The 16716-nt window shown below is 62.8% G+C and carries 19 protein-coding genes and 1 pseudogene; 11 read left to right on the top strand and 9 right to left on the bottom strand.

Going from position 1 to position 16716, the window contains the following annotated elements:
• Positions 1-134: 134 nt before the first annotated feature.
• Together NVV77_RS14640 and NVV77_RS14645 are read left to right on the top strand one after the other, a co-directional pair.
• On the top strand, positions 135-440 hold the full coding sequence (locus NVV77_RS14640) for a hypothetical protein (protein ID WP_295414548.1): 306 nt from the start codon (positions 135-137) through the stop codon (positions 438-440).
• A 63-nt stretch (positions 441-503) separates the two neighbouring features.
• Positions 504-1517, top strand: coding sequence for an alpha/beta hydrolase-fold protein (locus NVV77_RS14645; protein WP_295414549.1), 1014 nt, complete (start codon positions 504-506; stop codon positions 1515-1517).
• 3 nt (positions 1518-1520) lie between these two features.
• On the opposite strand, the gene NVV77_RS14650 is transcribed toward NVV77_RS14645, so the two are convergent.
• Positions 1521-1733 carry a SlyX family protein gene (locus NVV77_RS14650; protein WP_295414551.1) on the bottom strand — a complete coding sequence of 71 codons (213 nt, stop codon included), beginning with the start codon at positions 1731-1733 and terminating at the stop codon, positions 1521-1523.
• A 146-nt stretch (positions 1734-1879) separates the two neighbouring features.
• Between NVV77_RS14650 and NVV77_RS14655 the strand changes: the two genes are divergently transcribed.
• The 4 genes from NVV77_RS14655 to NVV77_RS14670 all read left to right on the top strand — a co-directional run bounded on the left by NVV77_RS14655 (position 1880) and on the right by NVV77_RS14670 (position 5299).
• Positions 1880-2428, top strand: coding sequence for a tryptophan-rich sensory protein (locus tag NVV77_RS14655; protein WP_295414552.1), 549 nt, complete (start codon positions 1880-1882; stop codon positions 2426-2428).
• Between the two features lie 80 nt (positions 2429-2508).
• Complete coding sequence (locus NVV77_RS14660) at positions 2509-3147, top strand: DsbA family oxidoreductase (RefSeq protein WP_295414554.1); 639 nt, start codon at positions 2509-2511, stop codon at positions 3145-3147.
• A gap of 106 nt (positions 3148-3253) precedes the next feature.
• Positions 3254-4066, top strand: a complete 813-nt coding sequence (locus tag NVV77_RS14665; RefSeq protein ID WP_295414556.1) for an alpha/beta hydrolase — start codon at positions 3254-3256, stop codon at positions 4064-4066.
• Positions 4067-4084: 18 nt separating this feature from the next.
• Positions 4085-5299 (top strand): multidrug effflux MFS transporter, encoded by a 1215-nt coding sequence (locus NVV77_RS14670; RefSeq protein WP_295414558.1) that lies wholly within the window; start codon positions 4085-4087, stop codon positions 5297-5299.
• A gap of 187 nt (positions 5300-5486) precedes the next feature.
• On the opposite strand, the gene rpsU is transcribed toward NVV77_RS14670, so the two are convergent.
• Positions 5487-5714: a 30S ribosomal protein S21 gene (gene rpsU / locus NVV77_RS14675; RefSeq protein ID WP_035086964.1), complete on the bottom strand. Its 228-nt coding sequence runs from the start codon at positions 5712-5714 to the stop codon at positions 5487-5489.
• A gap of 215 nt (positions 5715-5929) precedes the next feature.
• Between rpsU and NVV77_RS14680 the strand changes: the two genes are divergently transcribed.
• Positions 5930-6622 (top strand): alpha/beta fold hydrolase, encoded by a 693-nt coding sequence (locus tag NVV77_RS14680; RefSeq protein WP_295414560.1) that lies wholly within the window; start codon positions 5930-5932, stop codon positions 6620-6622.
• Here NVV77_RS14680 and NVV77_RS14685 read toward each other — a convergent pair whose 3' ends face one another.
• The 3 genes from NVV77_RS14685 to NVV77_RS14695 form a co-directional block, all read right to left on the bottom strand.
• A complete protein-coding gene (locus tag NVV77_RS14685; RefSeq protein WP_295414562.1) occupies positions 6623-7711 on the bottom strand; it encodes a 5-(carboxyamino)imidazole ribonucleotide synthase in 1089 nt (362 codons plus the stop codon). It lies immediately after the preceding gene.
• Positions 7712-7715: 4 nt separating this feature from the next.
• A complete protein-coding gene (purE, locus tag NVV77_RS14690; RefSeq protein WP_295414563.1) occupies positions 7716-8207 on the bottom strand; it encodes a 5-(carboxyamino)imidazole ribonucleotide mutase in 492 nt (163 codons plus the stop codon).
• Positions 8208-8290: 83 nt separating this feature from the next.
• A complete protein-coding gene (locus NVV77_RS14695) occupies positions 8291-8506 on the bottom strand; it encodes a DUF465 domain-containing protein (protein WP_056312046.1) in 216 nt (71 codons plus the stop codon).
• A gap of 153 nt (positions 8507-8659) precedes the next feature.
• Here NVV77_RS14695 and NVV77_RS14700 point away from each other — a divergent pair, with 153 nt between their 5' ends.
• From NVV77_RS14700 to NVV77_RS14715, 4 genes and pseudogenes are all read left to right on the top strand, one after another.
• Positions 8660-8836 (top strand): DUF465 domain-containing protein, encoded by a 177-nt coding sequence (locus NVV77_RS14700; protein ID WP_295414566.1) that lies wholly within the window; start codon positions 8660-8662, stop codon positions 8834-8836.
• Positions 8837-9029: 193 nt separating this feature from the next.
• Positions 9030-10514 carry a sigma-54 dependent transcriptional regulator gene (locus NVV77_RS14705; protein WP_295414568.1) on the top strand — a complete coding sequence of 495 codons (1485 nt, stop codon included), beginning with the start codon at positions 9030-9032 and terminating at the stop codon, positions 10512-10514.
• 201 nt (positions 10515-10715) lie between these two features.
• A pseudogene (locus NVV77_RS14710) lies at positions 10716-12339 on the top strand (ABC-F family ATP-binding cassette domain-containing protein).
• A gap of 300 nt (positions 12340-12639) precedes the next feature.
• Positions 12640-13314, top strand: coding sequence for an outer membrane protein (locus NVV77_RS14715; protein ID WP_295414570.1), 675 nt, complete (start codon positions 12640-12642; stop codon positions 13312-13314).
• Positions 13315-13381: 67 nt separating this feature from the next.
• Here NVV77_RS14715 and NVV77_RS14720 read toward each other — a convergent pair whose 3' ends face one another.
• The 4 genes from NVV77_RS14720 to NVV77_RS14735 form a co-directional block, all read right to left on the bottom strand.
• The gene (locus NVV77_RS14720; protein ID WP_295414572.1) at positions 13382-13876 is read right to left on the bottom strand and encodes a hypothetical protein; all 495 of its coding nucleotides are present in this window, start codon (positions 13874-13876) and stop codon (positions 13382-13384) included.
• A 92-nt stretch (positions 13877-13968) separates the two neighbouring features.
• The gene (locus NVV77_RS14725; RefSeq protein WP_295414574.1) at positions 13969-14712 is read right to left on the bottom strand and encodes a glucosamine-6-phosphate deaminase; all 744 of its coding nucleotides are present in this window, start codon (positions 14710-14712) and stop codon (positions 13969-13971) included.
• A 20-nt stretch (positions 14713-14732) separates the two neighbouring features.
• Positions 14733-15632: a carbohydrate kinase family protein gene (locus NVV77_RS14730; protein ID WP_295414576.1), complete on the bottom strand. Its 900-nt coding sequence runs from the start codon at positions 15630-15632 to the stop codon at positions 14733-14735.
• A complete protein-coding gene (locus NVV77_RS14735) occupies positions 15629-16696 on the bottom strand; it encodes an ABC transporter ATP-binding protein (RefSeq protein ID WP_295414700.1) in 1068 nt (355 codons plus the stop codon). Before NVV77_RS14735 ends, NVV77_RS14730 begins: the two co-directional genes overlap by 4 nt.
• Positions 16697-16716: the final 20 nt, after the last annotated feature.

A 16716-nucleotide genomic window follows, 5' to 3' on the forward strand; every position in this document is an offset into this window, starting at 1 on the left:
TTCGGCACGGCAGGTTCTGCCGCGAGGCAACGCCAGCGCCCGCCAACCCACAAAATCCCCAGGAGTCACGGCCTCCCGGCACTGGCAAGCTCCTTGCATTGATTGAGACACCATCCCTCCTGTCATGGTCTGTCATGATCACCTCCGCCTTGAGCTCCATCTCCCTCATCAACTCCCCGCTCAGCATGAGTTCGGGCAAGGTCACCAATCCGATCAAGCCCAGTGCCGAGGAAGAATTCCTCGAAATCGCCCGCATGTCCCCGGCCGAACGCCTGCGCATGCAGATTCTGGAAAGCATGGGCATGAGCGAAGACTCCGTCGCCTCAATGGATCCAGAGGCCCGCGATGCCATCGAGGACGAAATCAGCCGCCGCATGATGCAAGCGCTGACCGGCAAGGACGATGCCGAACCCGGCTCGCTCGTCGACATGATGGCCTAAAACCTTGCCAAGCCGGACGCCAACCGGCAAACCGGGGGCCAGGCCAACATTCGGGAACACGCCATGCGCCGCACGACCCACGCCCCCGGCACCGTCCATCGCTTGACCATCGACAGCAAGGCCCTCGCCGGCAATCGCCTCGGCGACCCGACAGAGCGTCTTGTCGACGTCTACATTCCCGCCGGCCATACCGGTGAAGGCCTGCCGCTGCTGGTCGATCTCGTCGGCTACACCGCCGGCGGCCCCGCCCACACGGCCTGGAAGAATTTCGGCGAAAACGTCCCCGAGCGCCTCGATCGCCTGATCGGCGACAAGAAAATGCCGCCCGTCGTCGTCGCCTTCCCCGATTGTTTTTCCCGCCTCGGCGGCAATCAATATGTGAACAGCCCCATTCTCGGAAATTATGAGGACTTCCTCACCGCCGAAATGGTCCCCTTCGTGGAACAAAAGTTCGCCTGCGGCGGCAGTGGCAAGCGCGGCGTCTTCGGCAAATCCTCAGGCGGCTTCGGCTCGCTGGTCCATGCCATGCTGCACGCCGATTTCTGGTCTGCCGCCGCCAGCCATTCGGGCGATGCCGGCTTTGAAAATCTCTATATCCCGGAATTCCCCAACAGCCTGCGGGCGCTGGCGAAATCAGACAATTCCATCGAAATCTGGATGCGCGCCTTTGAAGCCAAGGAGAAGATCGACGGCAAGGACACGCTCCTGCTCATGATCCTCGCCCAGGCCGCCAGCTTTGACCCCGATCCGGAACCGAGCACCTTCCTCGGCCTGCGCCTGCCCGTCACTCTGGACACTTGCGAACTGATCGAAGAGCGCTGGGCCAATTGGCTGAAATGGGACCCGGCCCGGATGGTCGAAACCCACGCAAAATCCATCGCCAAACTGAAGGGCTTTTATTTCGATTGCGGCACCGAGGATCAGTACAACATCCTCTACGGCTCCCGCCGCATCCACCGCACGCTCGACCAGAAGGGCATCGCCCACCGCTACGAGGAATTCCCGGACAATCATTCCAGCGTCGATTACCGCATGGATATCAGCCTGCCATTCCTCGCAGAAACGCTGAGCCGCTAGAACTCAGTAATGCGGCGGTGGCTTTTCGCTTGATGGATCAGCGATATAGCCGCCGCTGCGCACCTGCTCTTCCATGACCTCGATCTTGCGCCGCAGCTGCTCGATCACGGTCCACTGCTCGGTGATGACGGCGTTGAGATCCTCGATGGTCTGGTCCTGGAAAGCCACACGGCTTTCGAGGCGCTCAAGCCGCTCGTTCTGATCCTGATCTGCCATGGCCGCTTCCTTGCAAAGACCGGCCCCAGATAGTCCTCGCCACCGTCCTCCGCAAGTTATCCCTACACGGGAGAGTGTTAACCCAATGGGGAACCTCTCACCCTCCAGAGCCATTGACTCCCGACAATGAACAGTGGGAGCCGCAAATGGCGACCTTGACGGCGAAAGAAAATAGCCTGCATCCGACCGCCCACGCGGTCGATTTCGGCGCCCTGGCACGCCTGGCGCTCTCAGCCGTTCTGCCGCTTGCTGCCTTTGGCGCCGCCAATTTCCTGGCCGAAGCTGCCGGCCTCCAGCCGCACTTCTTCTCGCCTGCCGGACTTCCCGGCTGGGCCGGTGCCGCCATTCATCTCGTCCTGCTGTTTTCCGTCGGTCTCGCCATTGGCCTTGCCGCGAACAAGAACGGCAATGTCCTTCCCTGGGGCATCGCGCTCGTCGCAGCCATGATCGCATTTCCTTTCCCCGCTGCCGCGCTCGATTCCCTTGCTCTGGCGCTGGTCATGACCACGGTCCTGCTCCTCGCCCTGGCCACGAGCCTGCGTGTCGCCACGGCCTCCCGTCTTGGCGGCTGGTTGATGCTGCCGGTCCTTGTTTGGGTCGGCTTTGGCGCCGCTCTCGGCCTTGCTGTCGCTGCCGCCTGGAGCCCGCCCTTCGCCTTGATCAACGCTCAAAATCCGGCACCAGCAGCAAGCTAGGCCAGTTACCGCAAAGTGCCTTCTTGCGAGCCGCGCCTCTGCGTTCCATGTGAGGGCAATCTCATCTACTGGAGCGCAAGATGGCTCGCTTGCTCAAGATCGATGTCTTTACCGATGTCGTATGCCCCTGGTGCCTCGTCGGCTCGGCCCGTCTGGACCAGGCCCTCGCCAAACTCCCCGAAGACGTTGAAGTGGTCGTTGAAAACCACCCCTTCTATCTCGACCCCACCGTTCCGCCCGAAGGCGTCGATGTCGGCGAAATGCTGAAGGCCAAGTATGGCCGCGACCCCAAGGAAATGTGGGCGCGCGTTGAAGGCGAAGCCAAGAAGGCCGGCATCGATCTCGACCTCTCCCAGCAGCCGCGCATGTTCAATACTGCCAAGGCGCACACCATTACCCGGCTCTCAAAGCCCAATGGCAATCAGCACGAACTCGCCAATGCCATTGCCGAGGCCTATTTCCTCGACCACCAGCAGATCAACGACGACAATACGCTGGCCGATGTCGCGGTGAAATTCGGCTGGGACCGCGGCGACGCGCTCGACGCCATGAACGACGCCAACGAGCTCTCGATCACCGAACAGCTCGCGACCTCCGCCGCCCAGCAGGGCATTCGCGGCGTTCCCTTCTTCGTCTTCGGCGAGAAATACGCCCTGTCAGGCGCCCAGCCCGACGAGGTCTTTGCCCAGGCGCTCGACAAGACGATTTCCGAACTGTGACCCCAGGCATGTCTCCCGAAAGTGGCCACTGGTTTCGGGACAAAGACATGCTCAAAGACGTCGGGCCTGCTATAGGCTAGGCAAAAGTCTGTTCGGGAACACGCCGGTGAAACTCATCCGCATCGGGGCCATTGCCCTCGTCCTCCTGGTCCTCGTGGTTTACACGGGGGCCGTGGGCTTCATGTATTTCAACCAGCGCGCCCTGCAATATGAGGCGACGGGCGAAATAACGCCCCTCGCCGAAGCGCTCCTTCCCAACGCCGAGGAAATTTCCATCCCCGTCGATGGCGCCGTCATCAATGGGTGGTACCAGCCGCCCCAGCCCGGCAAGCCGCTGATCGTCTACTACAAGGGCAATTCCGGCAGTTTTTCTGGCGAACACGTCCGCTACGAACGCTTCGTCTCGGAGGGCTTTGGCTTTCTCGCCTTCGATTATCGCGGTTTTCCCATGTCTCCCGGCACCATCACCGAAGCCGGCATTTTGGCCGACGCCATCGCCGCCTATGACTGGGCCGCGACGCAAAACGTTCCCATCGTCATCTGGGGCCGCTCGCTCGGTACGGGCCCGGCGACCTATGTCGCCAGCGAGCGGGACGCCAAAGCGCTGCTGCTCGAAACGCCCTTCCTTTCCGCCGTCACGGTCGCCGCCGAGCGCTATCCCATTCTTCCGGTGAACTGGGTCATGCTCGACCAGTTCCGCTCCAATGAGTGGATCGCCGATGTTACCGAGCCCGTCATGGTCGCCCACGGCACCGGTGACCGCACCATCGACGTCTCCAATGGCGAACGCCTCTATGCCCTCGCCCCCAATCCCGACGAACTCTGGATCGTCCCCGACGCCGGCCATTCCGACCTCTGGAAAGCCGGCATCTGGGACAAGGCCAGGGCCTTCTTCATCCGCGCGGGCGCAGTGAACTGACAAAGCCTATCTAGACCAATGACCGACCAGACCAGCACAGTTTCACCCGCCATGTCCGGTCGCCGCACGGCCATCATCGGCGGCCTCATGGTGGCAACGGGCCCCCTGAGCCTCACGCTCTACGCCCCGGCCCTCCCTTCCCTCGTCACCGATCTCGGCACCAATGATGCCGGCGGCAAGCTGACCCTCACGGTCTATTTCGCCGCCTTCGCGCTCGCCCAGCTCATCTGTGGCCCGCTCTCCGATCGCTTCGGCCGCCGCGCCACCGGCATCGCCTTCTTCGCCATCTACGTCCTCGGCGGTCTTGTCGCCACCTTCGCCCCGAGCCTCGAAGTCCTGCTCCTCGGCCGCGTGCTGCAAGGCTTTGGCGTCTCCGCCGGCGTCGCCCTGTCGCGCGCCATGGTGCGCGATCTCTTTGTCGGACGCGAAGCCATCGGCATCCTCACCCTGATCAATCTCGTGCTGACCGTCGCGCCCGCCGTCGCCCCGACCCTCGGCAGCGTCATCATGCTCGTCGGCACATGGCACGTCATGTTCGTGGTCATGGCGGGCTTCGGCCTCGCCATCATCGCCCTGCTCGGCTTTTCCGCCCGCGAAACCCTGCCCGAAGATCGGCGCGTCCCGCTAAAACCGTCCACCATCATCGGCAATTACGGCCGCCTGCTCCGCGCCCCGGCCTTCCTCCTGCCCGCCGGCACCCTCGCCGCTGCCTTCGGTGGCTTCTATGCCTCCGCCGCCCTGCTGCCCTTCGTGCTCATCGACCAGATCGGCCTGACGCCCTTCCAGTTCGCCATGGCCATGCTGATCCAGACCGGCTCCTTCATCACCGGCAACCTCATTGCCGCGCGCCTCTCCAAGCATCTCGATGGCTGGCAACTGGTCGCCATAGGGCTCGTGCTGATCGCCCTCGCCGGCCTCGGCTACGCCGCGGGTCCGCGCCTCTGGCCCAATGAGGTCCTGGCCGTAATGATCCCGGTCGGCTTCTGGATGCTCTCGCTCGCTTGCCTCAGCCCCAGCGCCACGGCCGCCGCCATGTCCGGCTTCGGCGAAATCGCCGGCTCTGCCGGTGCGCTGACCGGCTTCTTCCAGATGGGCGGCGGCTTTCTGGCGTCCCTCGCCCGCACGCTCTTCTTCCCCGAAGCCCGCACGGCCCTCGTCACACTCATGCCCGGCCTTGCCGCCCTCGCGATCGTTCTCGCGCTGACCGACCTCTGGCGCCTGCGCCGGGCCTAGAGCCAGCGCCCATCGCCCCTGTCCCCTCCATCGTCATTGCCGGGCTTGTCCCGGCAATCCATCTCGCCTCCGCTGGGGACCACCGGGACAAGCCCGGTGGTGACGATCGTGGGGAAATACAAAACCCCAAAACAAAAACGCCGCCCCGAAGGACGGCGTTTTCAAATTTTTCGACGCTTCGCGCTGACTAGCTGCGCGGCGCCGGAGCGGCGATCAAGCCTTCGCGCTGTGCGCGCTTGCGAGCCAGCTTGCGGGCGCGACGAACGGCCTCGGCCTTCTGGCGAGCCTTCTTCTCAGAGGGCTTTTCGTAGTAGTTGCGCAGCTTCATTTCGCGGAAGACGCCTTCGCGCTGCAGCTTCTTCTTCAGGGCGCGCAGCGCCTGGTCTACATTGTTATCGCGAACGACTACTTGCAAAGGTCAACTGCCCCTTCAAAGCTTTGGCAAATTGTTTTGGATAGGAGCGAAACAGCCATAACAACCACTTCGCCGACCAGCCGAGCCGGTCACCGTGGCGCGCTATATAGCTCGCCTCTTGCGACTTGTCCACATGCGAGTCAGGAAATTCGGCGTATTGCCTGAATTTCCGAAGCGGTCTACCGCTTCTTTACTGCTCTCAAGAGGTTGGACCCGTGCTCACCCCCATCGTCCTCCTGCCTGGTCTGCTCTGCGATGCCCGCCTCTGGCGCGACGTTGTCCTGCCCCTGCGGGACACCATCGCGCCCATGGTCGCCGATCTCACGCTCGATGAATCCGTCGCCGCCATGGCAAGCCGCACTCTTGCGGCAGCACCGCCCAAATTCGCGCTGGCCGGCCTTTCCATGGGCGGCTATGTCGCGCTCGAAATCATGCGCCAGGCGCCCGACCGCGTCACCCACCTTGCCCTTCTCGACACCTCCGCCCGCCCCGACAGCGACGAGCGCCGCGAGGCCCGGCGCAAGGGCATCGAAAACGTCAAACTCGGAAAATTCATCGGCGTCTCGCGCAGCCTGCTTCCAAGCCTTGTCGCCAAGCGCAATCTCAACACGCCGCTCGCCGAGGAAGTGCAGGCCATGGCTGAACGCCTCGGCCAGGACGCCTATATCCGCCAGCAGCAGGCCATTTTGGGCCGTCCCGATTCCCGCCCCGACCTCGCTGGCATCAAGATCCCGACCCTGATCGGCGTCGGCACCGAAGACGTCCTCACGCCCATGGAGCTGGCCGAGGAAATGGCCGCAACCGTCCCCCATGCCGACATCGTCCGCTTCGCCAAAAGCGCCCACCTGCCGACCATGGAAAACCCCAAAGCCGTCGCCGACGCTTTCGGAAACTGGCTCGCCCGCTAGTTAGTCAGGCCGCACGATGCGGTTGATGTGCCCCATCTTCCGCCCCGGCCGCGCTTCCGCCTTGCCGTAAAGATGCGGCTGGGTATCGCCGTCGATGCCATCCGGCACGACGTCCACTTCGTCTCCGACGAGATTCTGCATCACCACATCAGCATAGCGCTTGGGATCGCCAAGTGGCCAGCCGGCCACCGCCCGCATATGCTGCTCGAACTGATCGGTAAGGCAAACTGCCTCCGTCCAGTGCCCCGAATTATGCACGCGCGGTGCAATCTCATTGACCACCAGACTTGGCCGCTCTCCGCCAAGCACGAAGAATTCGACGCCAAGAACCCCGACATAGTCCAGCGCCACGACAATCACCTTGGCGAGCATTGCAGCATGCTTGGCAATACCCGGCGCAATATCGCCCGGCACCGTCGAAGTGTAGAGAATATGGTTCCGGTGCACATTCTCGGCCGGATCGAACGCCCTAACCGAGCCATCGGCCCCGCGCGCCACGACCACCGAAATTTCCTTCTCAAAAGGCACAAACCCTTCCAGCACCAGCGGATGCGGTTTTAGCTCGACAAACGCCGCCTCGGCATCGCCCGGCTCGCGCAGCACCCGCTGCCCCTTGCCGTCATAGCCAAGCCGCGTCGTCTTCAGCACCGCCGGCAGTCCCAGCTCCGCCACCGCCGCCTTCAGATCATCCAGCGAATGCACCGCGCGATAAGGCGCCACCGGAATATTCTTGGAAGCCAGGAATCCCTTCTCGGCCAACCGGTCCTGCGAGATCGCCAGTGCATTGGCGCCCGGCCGCAGCGGCTTCAGGGCGCCCAAGATTTCCGCCGTCGCCGCCGGCACATTCTCGAATTCATAGGTGATGACGTCGACCTCAGCCGCGAACTTCCGCAGCGCCGCTTCGTCATCATATGCCGCCACCGTCTTGAACGGCGTCACATCAAAAGCCGGGCTCTGCGGGTCCGGGCAATAGATATGGCTCTTCAAACCGAGCTTGGCGCCGGCCAAAGCCAGCATACGACCAAGCTGCCCGCCCCCCAGAATACCGATGGTGGAACCAGGACGCAGCGAGACGGGTGAATCGGACAAGGCTCTACTCGGTATCGGAAGGAAATTGCGGGACGGAGGCAGTCTGCCGCGCGCGATGCGCATCGAGCCGATCGGCCAGTTCTTCATCGTTGAGAGCGAGGACGGCAGCGGCCAGCAGCGCCGCATTGATTGCGCCCGGCTCGCCAATGGCCAGCGTCCCCACGGGCACGCCTCCCGGCATCTGCACGATGGAATAGAGACTATCCATGCCGCTGAGCGCCTTGGAGCGCACCGGCACGCCGAACACCGGCAGCGGCGTCAGCGCCGCGATCATGCCCGGCAGGTGCGCCGCGCCCCCGGCCCCGGCAATGATGATCTTAAAGCCCTCGGCCTTGGCGTTCATGGCGAAATCGACCATCCGCTCGGGCGTACGATGCGCCGAGACGATCCGCGCCTCATATTCGACTTCGAGATTTTCGAGGGTTTCGGCGGCCAGCCGCATGGTGGGCCAGTCCGATTGGCTGCCCATGACAATGGCAACAGGTGGCTTGAGCATGGCGAGTTCTCCCCCTGCCGCTCCGCAAAGCGCGCATCTAGCCTAAAATGCGGCAGCGCTCAAGGCGTGAGCCGCCAAAAGCGTCAGGCGATAATGTCTGGAAGCAGGAAGCTTTCAAGCTGCACGATGCGATCTTTCAGCGCCAGCTTGCGCTTCTTGAGCCGCTGCACCAGCATCCGGTCGGCAAATTGCGATTGCGTCAAGGTATGGATGGCGGCATCGAGATCCGCATGTTCCTGGCGCTTTGTCGCCAGCTCCAGCCCAAACTGGGCTTCCTGTTCCTTGTCGAGCTGCAACATCCACGAAACCGGCTAGTCGTGCATCAAGTCACACTTGGTTAACGCATCGCATCACGATTTGCATCTCAATTCGATCACCCCCTTTTGAGGCGGTCGACAAAGCGTGAAAGATTTGTGACTATGCCTTCGTCCACGATGTCGAAGGAGTTGTCTATGACCACTGAAGGCCACATCGCAGCGCTGGAAAGGCGCCACCAGGAACTGGACCGGCAGATTCAGGCAGAGATGCAGAATCGCCAATATGATGACCTGATGGTCTCCACGCTGAAACGCAAAAAGCTGGAAGTAAAAGACGAAATCACCCGCTACAATGTGATGGAGCGGAACTAGTCTGGTTGGACGACCAAAGGTTCTGAACTCAGGGGGTCACGGAATTTTCCGCGGCCCTTTTTATTTGCCCTGCCGCGCGCGGCAGCGCAGACCAATTCATTAGGATTAACACCCTCTTAAGTCCCTTTCCTCATTCTCTCCCAAAACGGCACACCCGATTCGTGCCGAGCAACGAAATGAACTTGGGATAGGCATGACGCGCGTTCTTGTGGTCGACGACGATCCGGTGCAGCTGCGCCTGACGGCTGAAATTGCTAACCGTGCCGGCTTCAAGCCGCTGACCGCCACCGGCGGCGAACAGGCGCTCGCCATTCTGCGCGACGACCGCCAGATTGGCGCCATGATCCTCGATCTCGTCATGCCCGATCTCGACGGCATGGGTGTGATGGCCGCCATGCGCGCCGAGGGCCTGACGACCCCCGTCATCATCCAGACGGCCAACTCTTCGCTCGAGACGGTCATCTCCGCCATGCGCCAGGGCGCGGCCGACTATTTCGTCAAACCGGTCTCGCCGGAACGCCTCGTCGTCTCGCTGCGCAATGCCCTCAAGCTCGACACGCTCGAAGCCGCCATTCGCTCCGAACACGCCCGCCGCTCGGGCACGTTTTCGCCGTCAGACATGATCGCCAGCGCCCCGGCCATGGCCCGCGTGCTCTCGCTTTCTGCAAAAGCGGCCAAGAGCCCGATCCCCGTCCTCATCGAGGGCGAAACCGGCGTCGGCAAGGAACTGGTCGCCCGCATCATCCAGGGCGGCTCGGACCGCGCCGGCAAACCCTTCATCACCGTCAACTGCGGCGCCATCCCGCCCAATCTCGTCGAGTCCGTCCTCTTCGGCCACAAGAAGGGTGCCTTCACCGGCGCCATTGCCGATCAGCCGGGCAAATTCGCCGAAGCCCACAATGGCACCCTCTTCCTCGACGAGGTCGGCGAGCTGCCCCTCGAAACGCAGGTGAAACTCCTGCGCGCACTCCAGGAAGGCGAGATCGAACCGGTCGGCGCCACCCGCCCCGAAAAGGTCAATGTCCGCCTGATCTCGGCCACCAATCGGCGCCTCCTCAACCTCGCCAAATCAGGCGAGTTCCGCGAGGACCTGTTCTATCGCCTCAACGTCTTCCCCATCTACGTGCCGCCCCTGCGCGAGCGCCTTGAAGACCTGACCGCCCTCACGTCCCATTTCATCGCCCGCTTCGCCGCCGAAGCCGGCAAGCGCGTCCTGGGCCTCACGCCCACGGCACTCGACCTGCTCGCGTCCTATGACTGGCCGGGTAATGTCCGCCAGCTTGAAAATGCCTGCTACCGTGCCGTCGTCCTTGCCGACGCGGCTTTCCTCGAAGTCGAGGATTTCCCGCAGATCCTCGCCCAATCCGCTGGCCGCGAAGAAGCCGTCCGCGCCACCGAACAGGCCGCGGTCCTCGCCGCACCGATCCACATCGATAGCGCCCCCGCGCGCCTCCGCGCCGAACCCGCGCCCCAGACCATGCAGGATCGTTTCCTCAATGCGTCGGGCGACCTGCAAGCCCTCTCCGATATCGAGCGCGAGGCCATTGCCTTCGCCATCGACTACCACGGCGGCCGCATGTCCCGCGTCGCCCGCGCCCTCGGCATCGGCCGCTCGACGCTCTACCGGAAGCTCCACGAATACGGCATGGCCGAAGGCCTCATCAACGACGCCGCCTGACGCTTTTGCCTTTTGGCATAGCCGATGTGCCCGCGCGACGCTTGCGCCGCGCGGAGGACAATGCTTTAGGGGCGGCTCGTCTCAATTGAGCGGGCAGCCAGACCAGACGCCCCACCCTCGATTGTCACGCCGGCGAAGGTCGGCATGACAAACGTTGCAGTGGCAGCGGCACGGATGCCCGCGTGTCTGAAAGCCCAAAAAATGATCCGCCTCGAAAGCATCGGCAAGCAAAACGGCAAGCAGATTGTCTTCATCGAGGCATCTGCAACGCTGCTCAAGGGCGAAAAAGATCGGCCTCGTCGGTCCCAATGGCGCCGGCAAGACCACGCTTTTTCGCATGATTACCGGCGAAGAACAGCCTGACGAAGGCCAGGTCTCGGTCGAGCGCGGCACCACTATCGGCTATTTCAGCCAGGACGTCGGCGAAATGTCCGGCCGCAGCGCCGTCACCGAAGTCATGGACGGCGCCGGCCCCGTCAGCGCCATCGTCGTCGAAATGCGCGCCCTCGAAGCCGATATGGGCAATCCCGACAAGGCCGATGAGATGGACGCCATCATCGAGCGCTATGGCGAAATCCAGCATCAGTTCGAAGAACTCGACGGCTACTCCCTCGATGGTCGCGCCCGCGAAGTGCTTGATGGCCTCGGCTTCTCCCAGGAAATGATGGACGGCGATGTCGGCGCCCTATCAGGCGGCTGGAAGATGCGCGTGGCCCTCGCCAAAATCCTCCTCATGCGCCCCGACGCGCTCCTCCTCGACGAACCCTCCAACCACCTCGACCTCGAAAGCCTCATCTGGCTCGAAGCCTTCCTGCAGAATTATCAAGGCGCCCTGTTCATGACCTCGCACGACCGCGAATTCATGAATCGCATCTGCACGAAAATCGTCGAAATCGACGCCGGCTCGCTGACCACCTATTCCGGCAACTACGAATTTTATCAGCAGCAGCGCGCCATCGCCGAAAAGAACCAGCAGGCCCAGTTCGAGCGCCAACAGGCAATGCTGGCGAAAGAGCTCGATTTCATCGCCCGCTTCAAGGCCCGCGCCTCCCACGCTGCCCAGGTGCAGAGCCGCGTCAAGAAGATCGAAAAGATCGACCGCGTCGAACCGCCCAAGCGCCGCCAGACCGTCGAGTTCGAATTCCGCCCCGCCCCCCGCTCGGGCGAAGATGTTGCCCTACTTAAGGGTGTCTCCAAAAGCTACGGCTCGCGCTCCATCTATGACGGCTTGGATTTCCATGTCCGCCGCCGTGAACGCTGGGCCATCATGGGCATCAACGGCGCCGGCAAATCGACTCTTTTGAAACTGGTCACCGGCACCACCGAACCCGACCAAGGCACGGTCTCGCGCGGCCCTTCAGTAAAAATGGCCTATTTCGCCCAGCACGCCATGGATGTGCTCGATGGCGACCTGACCGTCTTCCAGCAGCTCGAATATTCCTTCCCGCAGGCGGGCCAAGCCCCGCTCCGCGCCCTTGCCGGTTGCTTTGGCTTCTCCGGCGATGAAATCGAAAAAAAGTGCCGCGTCCTCTCGGGTGGCGAAAAGGCCCGTCTGGTCATGGCCATGATGCTCTTCGATCCGCCGAACTTTTTGGTCCTCGACGAACCGACCAACCACCTCGACATCGCCACCAAGGAAATGCTGATCACGGCGCTGAGCCAATATGAAGGCACCATGCTCTTCGTCAGCCACGACCGCCACTTCCTCGCCGCGCTCTCCAACCGGGTGCTCGAGCTGACCCCCGAAGGCGTCCACGCCTATGGCGGCGGCTACACCGAATACGTCGCCTCCACCGGCCGCGAGGCCCCGGGCCTGCATAGCTGAGCTAACACCCCTTTGCGCCACCCACCGGGCGGCGTCTCAAGTGCCATATCAGCCATCGTCACCACCGGGCTTGTCCCGGTGGTCCACGCCATCCGCAGGATGGCAGGCCTCCCCGAGATGGATTGCCGGGACAAGCCCAGCAATGACGACGAATTGAAAAAGCCGGAAAGCCTTGGACTCCCTAACGCCACCTTTCACAAATCGATAAAACCCGGTGCGTTAACCTTATTCCTTACCCGATCATTAAGACCTTGAGACGATTTTGGCCTCATGTTTAGGCGCATATCGACGAGGCCAAAAATGAAGCGTTCCGCCATTGTGATTTCTGCTCTCCTGACGCTGACGGCGTCGGCAGGAGCCGCCGATCTGGGCTGGAACAGCGCCCCGGCCACTTCCCCCATGTATTCGTCCACCTCGGTGGTCGACTGGAACGGCTTCTATGCCGGCGTCAACGGCGGCTATACCTGGGGTACGACGACGGTCAACCCGGCCATCGTCAACACCAACAATAACAGCTCGGGCTGGACCGCTGGTGCCCAGGCCGGTTTCAATGCCGATATGGGCGGCCTCGTGATCGGCGCCGAAGGCGACTTGCAATGGGCGAACCTCGCCTATAGCGAGCCCAACAACCCGGCCCCGGGCACCTTTGAAGCCAAGCTCGACATGTTCGGCACCGTCCGTGCCCGCGCCGGCGGCACTTTTGGCCAGGTCATGCCCTATGTGACCCTCGGCGCCGCCTTCGGTCGCGGCACCGCGCAAATCGTCAATGGCGGCGTCACCACCTCGCAGTCGGCCACCCATTTCGGCTGGACCGCCGGTCTCGGCATCGAAGCCAAGGCCACCGACAATATCTCGGTCAAGGCCGAATACCTCTATGTCGACCTCGGCAGCCAGAACTATAATGGCCCCGGCATCGGCCGCGACATCGGCCACAAGTTCAGCGTCATCCGCGCCGGCGTGAACTACAGCTTCTAAGGTTTCGGCCGCAAGGCCACCTTCTCAAAGCAAGAGGCCCCGTTCCACATCGGACGGGGCCTTTGGCTTATCCGCACTGGCGCAGCACTTTGCCGATAGCCGCATTCGACCCCCGGGCGCCAAATTCGTGCCCGTCGAAAACTTCCAGTCCGCCCTGCGCCTTGTGCCGCACGAATCCGACGCGGATCAGGTCGGCAGCGCCTTGCGCGATCGCAGCCCATTGCCGGGCGACCGGCCCACGAACCAGGATCGAGCTGCCATCGCTGTGGATGAGTGGAAAATCCTGCGCGAAAATCGTGCCGCCAGTTGCGGCAAGGCTGCCGGATGCCGTTCCGCTGGCATTGATCGCGAGGCTCAAGGTCGCCGCCCCGGCCACTTCCTTGCTCGGCTTGCGCACCCAATAGGCCATGGCGAGGTCACCGCCGCGGCAGGCGAACTGGAATTGCGCATCGCCATTATCGAAATAGGCGATGGGCACATTGCCGCCTTCATATTTCCAGTCCGCGGCGAAGCTGGGCGTTGCCAACAACAGGCACAGCGCAATGGAAAAGGGTCTCAGCATCGCGCTTTCAGCCTCGCCTCAAGAGAACGTCACGCAGCTTTCGCTGCGCCGCCACCTTGAGGCGCGTTGGTAAACGCGTCCCTAACTCGTCCCTATGCCTTGGGCCCCATGCCCGCAAAAGCCGCCTCGTCGCAGAACACGGTCACGTGAGCATGCTGCTGCAAGGCAGAGGCCGGGCAATCCACATCCATCGGCGCCAGAAAGGCCCGTGCCAAAGCCTCGGCCTTGGCTGCCCCCGTCGCCACCAGCACGATGGCGTGCGCATCAAGGATCGTACCAATCCCCATGGTGATCGCTTCAGGCGGCGGCACCTCGCCCGGCGGAAAATCGCTGGTATTGGCAGCAATCGTCGATGGCGTCAGCCTGGCCACCTGGGTGCGTCCATCAAAGGCCGAACCGGGTTCATTGAAGCCAATGTGCCCATTGCGGCCGATGCCGAGAAGTTGCACATCCACGCCCCCGCGCGCTGCAATCGCCGCCTCATAGGCAGAGCAAGCCGCTTCCGCATCGTCACCGGCCTCGGGCAGCAAGGCCCGATCCGCCGGCAAATCGACATGGCGGAAGAAATGCTCCTCCATATAGCGCCGGAACGAGGCCGAATGGCCCACGGGCAGCCCGACATATTCATCGAGATTAAAGCTCGACGCCTCGGCAAAGGAGAGGCCGGTCTCGGCGCTCACCCGCACCAGTGCCTCATAGATCGACACAAACGTCTTGCCGGTGGCAAGGCCAAGCACCGTTTGCGGGCGCGCCCGAACCACCTCCGCGATATGGGACGCAACCGCCTGGGCAACGAACTCCGGCGACGAAAAAACCTGAAACTGAGCTTTGGTCATGGGTCTCTATGTAGAAAAGATCAGCTCGCGCTGCGAATGCTGCCGGTACCGCCCGAAGCTTGCACCGAGCGGGTGCCAGCCTCGATCGCCGCCGTCAAGGCCGTGCGATTGTCCGCGCCATCGAGCCAGGCGTGGATGAAACCGGCATTGAAGGCATCGCCCGCCCCGGTCGTATCCACCACTTCGACCCGCGCGCTCGGCAGGTCGATGATCTCGTCGCCCGCTGCCAGAATAGCGCCCTCGCCACCCCGCTTCAGTGCCACGACGGGAAAGTGCCGCTGCAGCACTGCCAGCGCGGCGCCCGGATCGGTCTTGCCGGTCAGTGCCTCTGCTTCTTCCATATTGGGCAGGAAGACATCGGTCCCCGTCGTCCGTTCGAAGAATAGCGGATCCCGGATAAGGTCCGCGTCCCAGCTCGGATCGAGCGACACCGTCAGCCCATGGCTTTTGGCCTTAGCAATGGCATCGGGCATTTCGTGCAGCGTCGCATATTCCGCAATGTGCAGATGCGCGACGTCAGGCGAAGCCAGTGCCGCCTCGAACCCGGCCGGCCGCGCATGGCCAGCCCGGCGCGACAGGAAGGCGCGATCCCCATCATGCACCATGACCACGGTCAGCTGCGGCCCCGCCGTCTCGTGCCGATCGAGAAACTGCAGGTCGAGCCCCAGTTCATCGATCTGCTCGGACAGCGCCGAAGACAGCGCATCGGTGCCAAACCGCGCCAGGAGCGCCGAGTGGCGCCCCAGCGCCGCCAGATGCGCGGCGGTAATGAGCGCGCCGCCGCCCGGCGTCAGGGCGAATTCGCGGGCAAAAAGCTCGCGCCCCAATTGGGGCATGCCGTCGAGCCCGCGAAACACCATGTCGCAATAGATGCGGCCGAGATTGAGCACAGCCCCGGCGCGTGGAATAGAAGATGTCATGCGCGGCCCAGAGCCTTTTCGCTGACGGCATCGAAGAGGTAGAGCGAGCCGGCCCCGGCATGCACCGACACCGTGCTGCCGATGGCAGGAACGACGCGACCAGGCGCCGTCGCAATAACCTGCGCCTTGCCGACATTGAGATGCACCAGCGTTTCGGAACCCAGCGGCTCCACCGCCTCGACCGTGCCGCTCGCCGAAAGCCCCGCGCCCGTAGCTTCGCCGACCACCAGGTCATGCGGACGCACGCCGATCAGCGCCTTGCCCTCATGCGCCGGCAAAGCCAGCCCCGAAATCGTGGCCCCATCCACGCTCAGATTGCCGCCAGAAATCGTGCCCTCAACCATGTTCATCGACGGGCTGCCGATAAACCGCGCGGTAAAGACATCGACCGGGTTTTCGTAGAGATCGGTCGGCGAGCCCACCTGCAGGATATTGCCGTCGCGCATGACGACGATCTTGTCAGCCATGGTCATGGCTTCAACCTGATCATGCGTCACATAGACGATCGTGGTCCCAAGCCGGCGATGGAGGCTCTTGATCTCCATGCGCATCTGCGAGCGCAGCTGCGCATCGAGATTGGATAGCGGTTCGTCAAAGAGGAAAGCCGCGGGATCACGCACCATGGCGCGCCCAATGGCAACGCGTTGGCGCTGGCCACCGGACAGAGCCGCCGGCCGCCGATCGAGCAGCTTTTCGAGCCCCAGGATCTTGCCGGTTTCCTCGATCCGCTTCTGCTTCTCGGCCTTCGACAGCTTGGACGTATAAAGCCCAAAACCGATATTCTGGCCCACGGTCATGTGCGGATAGATGGCGTAGTTCTGGAACACCATGGCGATATTGCGCTGCTTGGGCTCGCGCTGGTTCACCACTTCCCCGCCAATCAGCAGATTGCCGCCCGAAATATCTTCGAGCCCAGCAATCATGCGCAGCGTCGTCGATTTACCGCAGCCCGAGGGGCCGACAAACACGACGAATTCCCCATCTTCGATAGTGAGGTCAATGCCATGCACGGCGCGGGTCTTGCCGTATTCCTTGACCAGTTTCTGCAGTTCGATCTTGGCCATTAGACGGTTCCCTTCAATGC

The sequence above is a fragment of the Devosia sp. genome (genome assembly GCF_024707125.1).
Taxonomy (GTDB): domain Bacteria; phylum Pseudomonadota; class Alphaproteobacteria; order Rhizobiales; family Devosiaceae; genus Devosia.